Below are 13,681 nucleotides of genomic sequence, written 5' to 3' on the forward strand. Positions count from 1 at the left end.
TTTATTAATACTTGCTTAAGGTGGTTGTATTATTATTGGTAATAATTGGCTTATTTTGCTCATGCTGAGTAAGATATTTTTTTGAATTAAATAGGAGACGTACCATGAGTTTCGAAATATATAAAGAAAATTTTAAAAAATTTTTTCTTGCTCACATAGAAACGCACTTACGATCTCCGTTAGATACAAGCCCAACTGCAAAAAAAAACCAACCTTATAACGTCATCGAACACAGTAAAAGCAAAACAGCTGGTGAGTTTTCCCGCATACTCGATGAGTTTAAAATTCCCTTGCCCACTTATGAAAATTTTAAGGAGTATGTGCAAGAACCCAATAGCATAGGTACATATATGCAATCTTTGCTCGATGCGGTTCTACCTGGGGTTTTAAATGAAGATAAAACTGCCTTAAATCAAAAATTGATTGACGCAATTAATCACCAAAATAAAGATAATTACAAAAAAATGCTGGGGAAAGCAAATAATGATCCTCAACTCATTGCAAAACTATTTATCCAGGCAATATTTATTGGTTACAGCCAACAAATGTTAGATAGTTTGGAAGAAAATGACAAATTATCGTGGTTTAATAAAGAAGCAGCAGAGTTTACGTTTATAACGAATTATGTGACGATTGATGGGCTTTGTGAATCGGTACGGAAGCCTATCACTTTAGATCAAGAACAACTAATACTCAGTATAGGCAGTTTAAAGAATATATATAATGAGAATAATACAATAACTGATGATTTAGAACGTGCTCAAATGTTTTTAGCAATTAATCCTCTAAAAGCACTTGAGGCGTATTTAAGGGCTATAGAACTTGCATTAGACGATGAGAATTTTAATAAACTATCCAATGAGCAGGTTCAATTATTGTTTAAAATACTTAATGAAGATATTTTTTTAATCAAATATGGGCAACTCTTAGAGACTCGAATCGAGTATCTCAAGTCTTATATTGAATTAGGTAAAACCAATCCCCAAAATCCCGAAGTAAATCATGCGGTCAAGAACCTTTTAACTACCGTCAAGAAGCTCAAGGAGAATGGTGACATAAGTACGAGTGATTTGCCAAGAATAACTAAATATTTAAAAGATACAACGACCTTAATTAACAATCCTGATAGCACAGATGCCTTGAAGCAGCATAATAGTAATATAAAAGATGCATTTGGAAAGAACCGACCATGGGGACCAATAGTAGGGGGCGCGTTGCTATGTATCGCGGGTATTCTGTTAGTTGCTGCCTCTATTGCAATCACGGTGCTTACCTTTGGTGTGTCCTCGCCGCTTACCCTCCCAACTGCAGCTGTTGGCGGAATCATGACTGCTGCGGGGATTGCTATGACAGCCGGAGTCGCTGTAGGTTTAGCAGCCACGGTGGGTATTGGTGTTGGTGTTGCAAGTAAAGCAGGTATTTTTGCCCATAGTGCTGCAAAAGGCCCTATCGCTAATGCAATGGAAGAAGTTAGTAGCAGTATAGAAAAAAGCATGAAACAAGTTTAAAACACTTTTGCTCCTGCCTGTATTCCCCATAATCTTGGCGTATGGGCAAGGATGCTCCCTCTCCAAAGTACGTCTATGCTGTATTATGCTCAATATCAGTAAGTAACTTCTCTAACATGTCGGCCATGCATTAGAACAAAATGCAAATGAAAAGTCTTTGCTTTATTGACTCATGCAAGTATCACCAAATTATCAAAAAATTGAAGTTAACATCTTTACTCGGCTCTCTAGGGATTACTGTAACAAGAAGCACGCTTGAATTATTACCAAATTGAATATAAAATGATCTTCTTGTTGTGAAATTAATCTTTTTGTAAGTTATGAAAATTTATTTAGTAGGCGGCGCAGTGCGTGACAAATTACTTGGTTTTGCTCCCAAAGATAACGATTGGCTTGTTGTAGGGGGAACTCGGGATGAAATGCTGAAACTTGGTTATAAACCAGTACCGAATAACCACGGAACAAGCGAATTCCCTGTATTTTTGCATCCTGAGACCAAAGAAGAATATGCACTTGCCCGTCTTGAAGAACGAACAGGCTATGGGCATGGTGGTTTTGAATTCGATACATCTTCTTCGATTACTATAGTAGACGATTTAAAAAGGCGAGACCTGACAATCAATGCTATGGCTTTCCCAGTTGAGGATGAAAAAATGGGTGAATTAATTGATCCTTACAATGGAAAGGTTGATTTGGAAAACCGTATACTCCGGCATATATCACCTGCATTCATTGACGATCCTCTACGATTAATACGTACTGCGCGCTTTGCTGCTTGTTTGGGATTTGAAGTAGCTGCAGAAACAATGGAACTCATGACCCAAATGGTTATTGAGGGCAAAGTCAGTGAACTAAGAAATGAAAGGATTTGGATGGAAATGGAGCGGGCAATTAAGGGGCCTCATCCAGAAAAATTTTTCGATGTCTTGAAAAAGTGCAGCGCAGATCGTATTTTATTTCCTTATATAAAAACACCGGGTCCTGGTATCAATGCCATGCAACGAGCTGCGGATCATAAAAATTCGGCTCCTGTTCGTTTTGCTGCGTTAATGCTTGATCTGACTCAAGAAGAAGTAACTAAATTTTGTAAACAATTTAACTTATCAAACCAATACCGCGATTTGGCATTATTAGCAATTAAAAATTTGCCACAGTTCCAACGTTTATCTGAACTGGATGCACCAGAGATCTTGATTTTATTGACAAATATGGGGGCTTTTCAAAACAAGGAGCGTTTCAACGAGTGCTTACATGTCTTTGGACGTTATACCCAGGAACCGGGCTATGTTGAAAAAATACGTAATGCTTTTCATGCAGCAACATCTATTAACACTAAAGAGCTGGCTTCGAAATATATAGGCCATGAAATCACGAGAAGAATTAAAATATTGCGTATTGAAGCAATTCAACAAGGTATGAATTTTGAGTTAGAGGGACATAACCTGGATATTTGCAACCTGGATAAATAAAAAAGTCCTGAAAATATTCTTTTTATACATCTTATTGTTTTCATTTTAATCTTTTCAGAACTAATTCACCTGGATAAAAACGAAACTATTCAGGTGTAAATTCCGGCAACTCATAAATATTTAATCCCATTTCTATCTCTGCAATTTGGGAAACAATGCCCTCAAAGCCACTTTTTCCAAAAAGCTTATGTTCTTCAGCTTCAAATTGCTCACCCATTTCTTTATATTCGCTATCCGAAACAATATTTCTAAGTGCTGGAAATAGGACTGTATCCTCTCTTGCTGCATGCGGTTCGTACATATTAATGAATTGAAATAGAATATTAACCAACTCTTTATTATGTGATTTAAATTGTCTTGGTTTAGAAAATTCCAATACAGTATCAGTTAATTTTCGTCCCACCTGATGTTGTGTTTTTAGTGTGCTTACCAGAGTAATTAATTGGCCTTCTTTTTCAAAACGAGGAAATATAAAATTTTCTTCGAGCTTTTCGTGATAGTTCTCAATGAAACTCCGAATTATAGCAGCTGATTTGTTAATGATGGCCGGATTTAACTCCTGCCCTTCATTTATCCGATGAATCGCTTGGCGATAAATAAGAATGATGCGTCGCAAAACACCATGTTCTCTCATTAAATCTTCATCTGGGGTAATATCTCCTCCTTTATTTAGGCTGGCAATTTTTTCTCCAGCACCAAATAGGGATTTTGTGAGCAAGGGTCCGGTTATTAGCACCCCTCCAAGAATTAGCCCCACTTTTTTAAGAAAATCTCTTCGACTTAATAATTCTGATGACATAATGTTCCCTCCTTGAAATTAAAATACCTTATTTTTGTAGGCATAAGATCTTATGTGAAACAAATATTCTAAAATTAATTGTTTTTAATGATTTTCAACATTAGGTTTTTTGATAATTAATTAAAAATTTTAGGGTGGGTGGATGCCAATAGCGGTTCTTATTCTCTTAATAGTTTTAGTTGCTATTGCATTGCGACATCTTGTTAAAATGCCCATCCCCATATGGGGATTCATGACTATAGGCGCCTTAGCATCCATTTTATTTCAACAAATATCACCCTTGCGGGCACTTTCTGCTATTGAGCCTGATGTGATGTTTTATTTGTTTGGAATGTTTTTGATTTGCCAGGCAGCAGAAGAAAGTGGTTATTTGGAGCGTGTAACGGATCGTATTTTTTTTCGTGCGGTAACAGGAAAACACGCTTTGTTAGTTATTGTATTTGTTCTTGGTTTCAGCGCTGCTTTATTGATGAATGATACCATTGCTATTGTGGGTACACCTATTATTTTACAATTAGGCAAATCCCAAAAACATATAACCAAACCCCTGCTCTTTGCTTTGGCATTTGCAATTACTATCGGTAGTGTTATAAGTCCAATAGGTAATCCACAAAATTTACTTATTGCGGTACAGGGGGGATTGTCATCCCCATTTCTGAAGTTTGTTAAGACGTTGATAATTCCAACCTTAATTAATCTCATTGTGACTTATTTCTTTATTTATTTTATTTATAAGCACACTTTAAACAAACCCATCGAGAAGCCAGTCCCCGGGCCAATTAAGTATTATCCAATGATAATACTTGTGAAAATAAGCCTGGTGCTTATGTTGTTCTTGGTATTTGCTAAAATAATCACGGATGTGATGCATACCTCTTTGCATATTAATTTTAGTTATATTGCTCTAATTGCAGCGGTACCGATTTTACTTTGCAAGCAAAGATGGATTTTATTAAAGCAGCTGGATTGGGGGACATTACTTTTTTTTGCAAGTACGTTTATACTAATACAAAGCGTATGGGATAGCGGTTTTTTTCAAACCACTATCAATCAATTTCACCTCACGGTAACACAAATTCCAGCGATTTTATTCATTAGTTTAATTTTTAGCCAATTTCTTTCCAATGTTCCTTTAGTCGCTTTGTATCTGCCTTTATTAATAAACCACCATGCAGCTGATTCCCAGTACCTTGCATTAGCAGCAGGAAGTACAATTGCAGGGAATCTATCGATAATAGGTGCTGCAAGTAACATTATCATTATCCAAAGTATTGAGAAACGAGGAATGAAAGGATTTGGATTTTTTGAATTTATAAAAGTTGGTGTTCCACTAACTGCAGTGAACATGTTAATTTATACTTGCTTTCTTTGAAGACGTATTATGAAAATCATTAAATTTAATGATTTTTTATCTCGGGTACTTTTACCGAGTAATTGTGACGCAATACGCCTGTAATCCTAACAAAAAACTTGAGCTATTGTTTGATTGCATTGTACTATCAATCATTTAATGTAGCTTGCTTCAAATAAAGGAATTAAACATGATAAAAAGGATGTTATTGATAGGTATCGCTTTTCTCTTACTCTACGGACAATCAAGTTGGGCAGAAAACAAGGACTCAAGTATTCGCCCTGGAAATTTTTTTAAAGTTTCTGCTTACGTAGACACATTAACCATCACTACCGTGACTCCGAATTGGACTTACCCTAAAGCTGGAATACAAATATTGACTCCAGGATATACTGTGGCACATATGAGTCCAGGTAATAATGGTTATTATCTTTTTTCTGTTAGTGATACAGTTCCTGCGAACCTTACGCTTATAGGTGCACCGGGACCAGTCAGTATCAAGCTCTGTTTAAATGGTGTGGGTTCTGGTACCAGTTGTGAGATTTTGACGGTTGCTCTTACGAAGCAAAAATACGCATATGTGGCATCGGGTTTCAATCAGGTTGTATATAAATGTCATGTAAATTCTGATGGTACATTGTACGGATGCGGGCCTGCACATCCCGTGGGGGTTCCTGGCTGGGTTCCTGAATCCATAGCTTTTGCAACGGTGAATGGTATTCAATACGCTTATGTTGCATCCTGGCCCAATGGTATTGTCTATCAGTGTACTTTAAATGCAGAAGGTTCATTTGATATCTGTAATGCGTTAACCCCGACAGGAGCTGTTTATGCATATGCAGCTGGGATAACCTTTGCAACAATTAGTGGTATTCAGTACGCGTACGTATCGGATGATTTTGCCAAAGTATATCGATGTAGTTTAAAAAGTGATGGGACTTTTAATGCCTGCGCGCCTACGACGCCGGCTACTTCAACCCTTGGCTGGATGCCTGTATCTACAACTTTTGCGACTATAGGTGGGGTTCAATTTGCTTATGTAGCAAGTGATACGGGAGATGTATATCGATGCAGTTTAAATTTCGGTGGTTCTACAAATGGCACATTTAATACCTGTACTGTTATTACACCTGCTTCTGGAGCACCTAACTGGTTGCCTAAATCAATAACTTTTGCGACCTTTGATACGAATCTGTATGCTTATGTCTCCGATGATAATGGTGATGTATTTCGATGCAGCTTAAATCTTGATGGAACATTTAATGTGTGCTCAGAAACACCAGGTCCTGGAGCATATGACTGGAGCCCAAGAACAGTAGCTTTTGAAACTTTCGGTGGAACCCAATATGCTTATGTAGCAGATTTTGGCACTGCTATTTCATTATACGGTGATGTATATCGATGTACTTTAAATGCAGAAGGTAAGTTTACCAAGTGTGCTCCTACCCCTGTTTCTGGAGTGGCTCCTGGGATTAACCTATGGTGGGTGGCGTTTAATTAACTGGAGCCTGCATTTTATGAGCTGAACATTTGTCCCGGGTTAGTGCCCGGGGTTAATTTGTTCTGTTCATGGCAATTCACTTTCGTTCAAGAAGACAAAAAAAATAGATGTAATAGGGTAACTGTTTAACCCGGTTTGATGACCTAATGTTTGTAGGATCCAGTGATGATTCTAAATCCCGACGAATATGCTACGGGACAAAGGGTGATGTTTTAGCAGTTGCTGGAAATAAACTTTCTATAAATGGAGTTCCAAATGAAAAAAGTAGTTGGTTGTATGCTCTTTTTAAGTGCGTTTTCTTCATGGGCTATCACTCGTGGTATCAATTACGATCCAGCGCACAGCAAAGTCTACACAGATGCACAGATACAAAATAATATCCAGACTATGAAAAATGAAATTACAAAAGATTTTCAGACAGCAAAGAAGAATGGATTTACCGTTGTTAAAACATTTTATTCCATAGTCTCCACTGTAAATGGGAAAAGCACCGCAACTATAGCGGACATAGCTTGTCCTATGGGTTTAAAATTGCAGTTAGGTGTTTATGAATTTGATCCCGCTCATGATAATTGTGCCGGTTGGTGTGATATCGCTAGAGCACAACAGGTTCAAGCTGCCATTGACAGTTTCAATAAATACGGCAGTAATTGCATTATCGGAATTGTTGTAGGAAATGAAGATATTTACAACTGGGATTTTACTATACCCAATGATCTGGTACAGCAGCACATTTCTGAGGATCTTGGCAAGATTAGAGACCGCGTAGCTCCTTCGGCACGGCTCTCTACAGCACAGCAGGACGGCGCACTTTTAAAGCTTGCTACAAACGATCCCTATGGAATCATTCCTAAATTAGATTTTGTAGGTGCCAATATTTATCCTTATTGGTCACCAGAACAGCCTGATTTTCCTGCTCCTTCACAAAAACAGTTCTATGACAGATATAATGCTGTTAAAGCTGCCTATGCTCAAACTGTGGTCGTTACTGAAGAGGGATGGCCTAGCCAGTATAACTTTAAGCAAAATCCTCATGCCACTTTACCCAAGGAGCGAAGCTATTACTCATGGTGGAAGAATAGAGCTACTGGTGCCGGAGGTGTGGCGAAGGATACATTTGATTCCTATTATTTCGCTTTATACGACAAACAGCCCATTGACGGAGATGCGAACAACTTTTTTGGATTATGTACTTACAATAGAGGAAATAAAGTACTCACCGCCTGTAATTAATGTTCTCAAATAAATCCAAATGGTTCCTCCCGTATTGCGTTGTGTAATACGGGTTATAAAATTTTTATTTTTTCCGATTCATATTACTTTCCTGGAGGAAATGAGCACAACGTTATAAAATGCAGTTATGACTAACCGCTTAGGTCTTTGTACAAAAATGATTTCAATGTTTGCAATACCCAATTGTGATACTGTAAAAAAAGCTCGTCTCTTCCTGGAGAGAAACAAAATAGACTATGAGTTTATCGATTTCAAAAAAGTTCCCCCCACAAAAACACAAATAAAAGCATGGAGTGATTATTCAGGCGAATTACCTGTCAATAAAAAAGGAATGACGTACCGAAAATATAAAGATCATTATGAAGCATTAAGCCTTCCCGAAAAAATAGATTTTATTATCGCAAATTCCTCACTTATCAAACGACCTGTCCTAATGGAAAATGACAAAACACTGGCAGTCGGTTTTAATGAACAACAATATAAAGAACTCTTTATGAAGATCTAAACTTGATTGGAGGGGAATATTGGCCAGGGATAGTGCTAGTGGCCTGTCCCCCACAGCTAATTATTCTAGGTTCCCCGCCAAATAATGTATTTTATTTATATGTGATGTTGTTGTAACCAATATTCCAGCAAGCCCACTTGCCACAGCTTGGAAATACCTGAGGGTGTAAAATTTTTTGTGGAATTTGTAAATAGATTTTGAATTGCTTGTGAATTAAAAATCCCTCTTTGTTTTATCTTGTCAGGGGAAAGTACGTCACGCATGAGCTCTAAAGTACTTCCTTCTAAATATTTCAATGCTGGAACAGGAAAATATCCTTTAGGGCGCTCTACAATTTGTTTCGGTAGTATTTTCTTTCCAAGCTTTTTCAAAATGTATTTACCGCCTTGAGGCAATTTAAATTGAATCGGCATAGAAGTAGCGAGTTCAAGCATTTTTTCATCCAAAAAAGGTACTCTTGCCTCAAGGCTTGCTGCCATGGTCATATTATCAACCCGGCTTAATGGTCCATTTGCCAATGCAAAGGTGCTTTCATATTTAAGGAGATTATCAATTGGATTTTTCGAGTTATTCTCTTCACACAGTTTAATCAAAAAATCAGAAGCATGAAATGTTGTCTGAAAGTCAAGGGTTACGAGCTGCTGATATTCTTTAAAAGAGCGATCAGCTACTTTGTTAAAAATAATTTGTGCTGATTGAGAAGGTAATGTTGGATGTAAATGTATATTTTGAAACCAATGATATCCCGCAAAAATCTCGTCTGCTCCTTGGCCTGAAAGGACTACCTTAACATGTTTGGCCACTTCATGAGAAAGAAGATAAAATCCAATATTGTCATGACTGAGCATAGGCTCTGACATTGCAGAAATACAATTCCCCAAGGAATAAGCTAACTGTTTATTTGAAATAAACAGTTGCTGATGTTGTGTATTAAACTTTGAAGCAACTAGGTTTGAGTACAAAAACTCATCTCCCTGTTCCTCCTTGGAGCTATCAAATCCAATAGAGAATGTTTGAATTTTTTGATGTCCAAGTTTGGATGCCATGGCAACGAGCAAGGAAGAATCCAATCCACCTGAAAGTAAAATACCAACGGGGACATCTGCCGCTAATTGGCGGTGGGTTGCTGATTTTAACGCTTCATAGGTTTCTTTTACCCAGTAGTTTTCATCATGATAATGATCAGCTTTTGTATTATCAAAAGTTAATTTCCAATAACGCTTTTCTTCGATTTGACCATCAGGATGGACAGTCATTATAGAGCCTGGAGGAAGTTTTTTTACACCGGATAAAATGGTCAATGGATCTGGAACAGCATGAAACGTGAGATAATAATGAAGCGCAACTTTATCGATCGAGGTATCAATATCACCAAATTCAATTAGGGCAGGTAGGGTGGAGGCGAATTTGAACCCATGATATGCATCTGAGCTGTAATACAGAGGTTTAATGCCCAGGCGATCCCGTGCAAGTATTAATTTGCCTGTATGTTGTTCCCAGATTGCAAAAGCAAACATACCACAAAGGCGAAGCACGCAATCTTTTCCCCAGGCATGGTACGCTTTAAGAAGCACTTCCGTATCACTATTTGAATCAAAGGAGTATCCCTTCGATTTTAAAACTTCGCGCAGTGCTACAAAATTATAGATTGCTCCATTAAATACGAGCGCCAAGCCTAAATCCGAATTAACCATGGGCTGCATACCCCGATTAGAGAGATCAAATATTTTCAGCCGTCTGTGTCCAAGGGCCATATTTTTTGTAAGATATATTTGACCATCATCAGGCCCTCGGTTGATCTGCTTCAGCAGAGCCTTTTCCAGATTAAAAAGAGGAATGTTTTTTTTATTGAATTGGAACTCTCCAGCGATACCGCACATAAACCCTCCTTTTTATAATTTTGCAGTTAATGTATTAGAGTTATCCAGCAAGCTAACATCCGTTTTCAACGGTTTAAAAAATAACAGGCGTGGTTGGTCACCAAACTTGGTAAATTCTTCTGGTTCCATCTGTTTGAGTGTCTTTTGTAAAATTCTTTTCGAACCTTCATTTGAAGGATGGACAGTAGCAGCAATTTCTTTAATGTTTTTTTCTAAAGTTTCATCGGCGCTTTCAGAGATAATGTGTTTGATAAACTTTTTTCCTAAAATTGCAATCTCAGTCCCATAACCTTTCCCCCAAAATGCTTGATCGATAATATAAGCAATTTCAGCAACATTTTGATGACCTATCCCTATAGCGGCAAAATCGTTTAATGAATGTTTTATATGGAGATAGCCGATAAATTCTTGAGTACCAGAATGGTAAATTGAAAACACAGAAAATTTATTACCCGAATTCCAACATTTGGTTTCATCTTGTATAAATTCTTTTACAGTAGATGGTTGCCAAATTTTTCCTTCACCAAACATGTTTATATTCTCAGGTTTTTTTAAAAGTTGAGTATATTTATCGATTAAAAAATGTTCGTCATCCTGGTTGAGGGAACGGGCCTCCAATCTGTTTGAGAAAATTGTATATTGATTTAACCTGCTTTCAATGACTATAGATCCCAACTTTTTTGAGGTATAGCTTATTTGTTTCATCGATGTGTTCCTCGGCTGTTTATTAGTAAGGGCTTTTAGGGGCATGCAATAATTGATTCGTGTTTGTATAGAGGTTTTTGCAGTAAGAATTCGCTGATGTTGTGCTTCACAATCTCTTTAATACATCGATTATGAGAAAATACATGCCGTTGGCGTTCGGAACTGGTACCCGTATCCATGATAACACTAAGGTTAGAGAAATATGTTTGATAGCCTAATTTCTTGATGTATGGGCTTAATTTTTCAATCCATTCATAGATATCCTCACGCATTAACTTGGTTTTTCCCTCCGTATTCATTAATAATTCAGCATCTAGGCCATAACGAATGGCTCTCCATTTGTTTTCACGAGAAAGCCAATAAGGGGGATAGGCTACTGATTCAAGCCAACTTCCATTATCAGCAAACCAATGGGCAAGAGCATGAACCAAGGCAACTAAAGCCAACGTTTCTGATAGGGTTGCAGCGCCATCACAAACACGTATTTCTAGTGTTCCAAAGCCAGGGCTTGGTCTTAAATCCCACCATAAATCTTTAAGGGAGTTAATTGAGCCGCATAACTTTAATGTTTTATACAGATTTTCAAAGTCTTGCCATGTTTTGACTTGATAAGGCTGCCCTGCGGTGGGTAGGGCCTCATAAGTGGTTGGTCTATAAGAGGCAAGCCCTGTATCTATTCCCTGCCAAAAGGGTGAGCTTGAAGAAAGTGCTAATAAATGAGGTAAAAAGTACATGAAAAAATTGTTAAAACGAATACAGTCTTCGCCGCTAGACATGCCTAGGTGGATATGTAATCCATAGACACTCATGCGTCGTGTAAGCCATTGATTCCTATCGATGAGTTCTTGATAACGTGCTGTTGGCGAAACAATCCAATCCGAGTATTTAGAAAATGGGTGAGAGCCTGTTGTGGCAAATAAAACTCCTAACCCTTTTGTTGCATGTTGCAATGAAGCAAGTGTTTTATGGAGATCTTCTTCTACTTCCTGAACAGTACTGCATTTATCTGTATTTACTTCTATAGTACTCAAATAAAACTCAGGTTTAATTTTTTCAAGGTGTGCTGTCGCATTCAGCACTTCGGTGGCTCTTGAGCATAGATTGTAATCTTCAGGATTGATGAGTTGGAGTTCGATTTCTACTCCTAACGTTAAAACTCCATTACTTTTAAAATAAATTTCTCCATGCTCAGAGGGGCATGCCAATTGTGAAATATTCTTAGTTAAATTTAAAAGGTTATTACGTTGATTATCCATTTGATAATCCTCCTGTGTTAATCATTTCGGAGGGTGCTAGTAATTGATGTATTGAAAGTTATTCTCAATACTGTTTTGAGGATATTGCAACACCTACATTGACTCGTTTGTTTCTATAAATAACACCCCATATAATTTCCATTCAAATTATTCGTATAGAAATTATTTTTTATGGTAACGGTTAAATTGCTTCTTTTCAACCGTTACGTTTGTAAAATCGTAATCATGAAGTGAGAGTCGGGATAATTTAGTCGAAAAAACAGTAAGGATACGGCGATGAGGGGCAATTTCAGGTGCCGCAAAACATTTAAAATTTGTTGGGATACTCGTATCCAAAATTATGCAGGAGTTAACAATCCCTGTTCTTTTAGATTATTTATTGCCCAATTATTTAGAAATAATAGCGCTTTTTGAGGGCTTTCCAAACCAAGAGAGTTGCTCCTTTTTAAACCCTCTCCCAAGCTTGCATTGTGAATAGAGAATATACTTTGGTTTAAATAATTTTCGGCTTTGACACAGGCATTAACTGATGCGCTGATTGCCGATTTTGCGCGACTAAAGTTCCCAGCTTGTTGCGCCCATGCAGCATAACGAAAAAAAGCTTCAGCGAGCATCATGTAAGCATAACTTCCATATTGGTTTAAGTTTGTCTTACAACGATTAATTACTTCAATTAGAATTTTTCCATATTCATCGTGAGAAAGCATGGTATCTAATTTTTGATATAAAAATTGGATGTAACGCTGGTTTGCGTGAATTGATTCAAACTTGATTGCTTGATTTAACCAGTAAAGTTCCTGCCTGGAAAACGCTTTTTCTTTTGCTTCCAATGCTTGTTGTGAAAGATGAAAATAATAGGCAGCTCGCACTAGCGTGAAATGATTGACGATTTCCTCATCATGAGCAAAAAAAGCTATAGCACGAGGTTTATTTTTAGTAATAATTAACCCCATAGCAGAGTAAAGTTCTTTCCAAAGAGCCCTGTACTCATCTTTCTCACAAAGAGTGGCAAAATGAAAAGAGAAATTAGCGATTTTGACAATAAAAGAGAGTGAATTAACCGTAATTTGAGAGAAAAACTCTTGTTCATTAAAATTGTTGCTGTTTAGAGAAGAAATAAATATTTGGTCAGCAAGATTTGGCTGAGGTTGCAGATCAGGTAGCATTATCTCAACGGAACATCGCAATGTTTAGGCTCTCAAAGAGTGGGTTAAATGTACACCTTGATTTATCAATATATTACATTGTACTTAATATTTAAAGAGGGGATTGGGATAAAAATGGTATCGATTATAATTGACGAGATATCTAAGTGATTAAAATTTAATTGATTCTCCAAATAGCTTATCGCATGATTAAAAATATTATAAATATAATGGGTTATTTGAACCCTTTATATTTTAATAAACCAAACTGGAAATATATAATAAAACGACGCTACTGCAATTTTTTTGCAATAGCGTTCTAAAGTTCA

Annotated in this window: 11 protein-coding genes; 6 read left to right on the forward strand and 5 right to left on the reverse strand. The window is 37.1% G+C overall.

What is annotated here, in order from left to right; all coding sequences use genetic code 11:
* Window positions 1–104 precede the first annotated feature (104 nt).
* Together EKG34_RS12040 and EKG34_RS12045 are read left to right on the forward strand one after the other, a co-directional pair.
* Window positions 105–1,508, forward strand: coding sequence for an MFS transporter (locus EKG34_RS12040; protein WP_003634345.1), 1,404 nt, complete (start codon window positions 105–107; stop codon window positions 1,506–1,508).
* A gap of 320 nt (window positions 1,509–1,828) precedes the next feature.
* The gene (locus EKG34_RS12045) at window positions 1,829–2,977 is read left to right on the forward strand and encodes a tRNA nucleotidyltransferase/poly(A) polymerase-related protein (RefSeq protein ID WP_003634347.1); all 1,149 of its coding nucleotides are present in this window, start codon (window positions 1,829–1,831) and stop codon (window positions 2,975–2,977) included.
* Between the two features lie 85 nt (window positions 2,978–3,062).
* Here EKG34_RS12045 and EKG34_RS12050 read toward each other — a convergent pair whose 3' ends face one another.
* Complete coding sequence (locus EKG34_RS12050) at window positions 3,063–3,776, reverse strand: hemerythrin domain-containing protein (protein WP_003634349.1); 714 nt, start codon at window positions 3,774–3,776, stop codon at window positions 3,063–3,065.
* A 142-nt stretch (window positions 3,777–3,918) separates the two neighbouring features.
* Between EKG34_RS12050 and EKG34_RS12055 the strand changes: the two genes are divergently transcribed.
* From EKG34_RS12055 to EKG34_RS12070, 4 genes are all read left to right on the forward strand, one after another.
* Window positions 3,919–5,148, forward strand: a complete 1,230-nt coding sequence (locus EKG34_RS12055) for an SLC13 family permease (protein WP_003634351.1) — start codon at window positions 3,919–3,921, stop codon at window positions 5,146–5,148.
* Window positions 5,149–5,317: 169 nt separating this feature from the next.
* On the forward strand, window positions 5,318–6,628 hold the full coding sequence (locus tag EKG34_RS12060; protein ID WP_003634352.1) for a hypothetical protein: 1,311 nt from the start codon (window positions 5,318–5,320) through the stop codon (window positions 6,626–6,628).
* A gap of 255 nt (window positions 6,629–6,883) precedes the next feature.
* Complete coding sequence (locus tag EKG34_RS12065; RefSeq protein WP_003634354.1) at window positions 6,884–7,861, forward strand: glycoside hydrolase family 17 protein; 978 nt, start codon at window positions 6,884–6,886, stop codon at window positions 7,859–7,861.
* A gap of 157 nt (window positions 7,862–8,018) precedes the next feature.
* Complete coding sequence (locus EKG34_RS12070; protein ID WP_012979525.1) at window positions 8,019–8,366, forward strand: arsenate reductase family protein; 348 nt, start codon at window positions 8,019–8,021, stop codon at window positions 8,364–8,366.
* A gap of 95 nt (window positions 8,367–8,461) precedes the next feature.
* On the opposite strand, the gene EKG34_RS12075 is transcribed toward EKG34_RS12070, so the two are convergent.
* From EKG34_RS12075 to EKG34_RS12090, 4 genes are all read right to left on the reverse strand, one after another.
* Window positions 8,462–10,246: an N-acetylglutaminylglutamine amidotransferase gene (locus EKG34_RS12075; RefSeq protein WP_003634358.1), complete on the reverse strand. Its 1,785-nt coding sequence runs from the start codon at window positions 10,244–10,246 to the stop codon at window positions 8,462–8,464.
* A gap of 12 nt (window positions 10,247–10,258) precedes the next feature.
* Window positions 10,259–10,996, reverse strand: a complete 738-nt coding sequence (locus tag EKG34_RS12080) for a GNAT family N-acetyltransferase (protein ID WP_319014224.1) — start codon at window positions 10,994–10,996, stop codon at window positions 10,259–10,261.
* A complete protein-coding gene (locus EKG34_RS12085; protein ID WP_003634360.1) occupies window positions 10,987–12,207 on the reverse strand; it encodes a carboxylate-amine ligase in 1,221 nt (406 codons plus the stop codon). The genes EKG34_RS12080 and EKG34_RS12085 overlap by 10 nt, the downstream gene beginning before the upstream one ends.
* 338 nt (window positions 12,208–12,545) lie before the next feature.
* A complete protein-coding gene (locus tag EKG34_RS12090; protein WP_003634363.1) occupies window positions 12,546–13,373 on the reverse strand; it encodes a DUF5630 domain-containing protein in 828 nt (275 codons plus the stop codon).
* Window positions 13,374–13,681 lie beyond the last annotated feature (308 nt).

The sequence above is a fragment of the Legionella longbeachae genome, assembly GCF_004283175.1.
In the GTDB taxonomy this organism is placed as follows: Bacteria; Pseudomonadota; Gammaproteobacteria; order Legionellales; family Legionellaceae; genus Legionella; species Legionella longbeachae.

Bases quoted from the DNA above. Each gene is read 5' to 3' on its own strand.
- EKG34_RS12040 (WP_003634345.1), top strand. From the start codon at position 105: ATGAGTTTCGAAATATATAAAGAAAATTTTAAAAAATTTTTTCTTGCT.
- EKG34_RS12045 (WP_003634347.1), top strand. From the start codon at position 1,829: ATGAAAATTTATTTAGTAGGCGGCGCAGTGCGTGACAAATTACTTGGT.
- EKG34_RS12050 (WP_003634349.1), bottom strand. From the start codon at position 3,776: ATGTCATCAGAATTATTAAGTCGAAGAGATTTTCTTAAAAAAGTGGGG.
- EKG34_RS12055 (WP_003634351.1), top strand. From the start codon at position 3,919: ATGCCAATAGCGGTTCTTATTCTCTTAATAGTTTTAGTTGCTATTGCA.
- EKG34_RS12060 (WP_003634352.1), top strand. From the start codon at position 5,318: ATGATAAAAAGGATGTTATTGATAGGTATCGCTTTTCTCTTACTCTAC.
- EKG34_RS12065 (WP_003634354.1), top strand. From the start codon at position 6,884: ATGAAAAAAGTAGTTGGTTGTATGCTCTTTTTAAGTGCGTTTTCTTCA.
- EKG34_RS12070 (WP_012979525.1), top strand. From the start codon at position 8,019: ATGATTTCAATGTTTGCAATACCCAATTGTGATACTGTAAAAAAAGCT.
- EKG34_RS12075 (WP_003634358.1), bottom strand. From the start codon at position 10,246: ATGTGCGGTATCGCTGGAGAGTTCCAATTCAATAAAAAAAACATTCCT.
- EKG34_RS12080 (WP_319014224.1), bottom strand. From the start codon at position 10,996: ATGCCCCTAAAAGCCCTTACTAATAAACAGCCGAGGAACACATCGATG.
- EKG34_RS12085 (WP_003634360.1), bottom strand. From the start codon at position 12,207: ATGGATAATCAACGTAATAACCTTTTAAATTTAACTAAGAATATTTCA.
- EKG34_RS12090 (WP_003634363.1), bottom strand. From the start codon at position 13,373: ATGCTACCTGATCTGCAACCTCAGCCAAATCTTGCTGACCAAATATTT.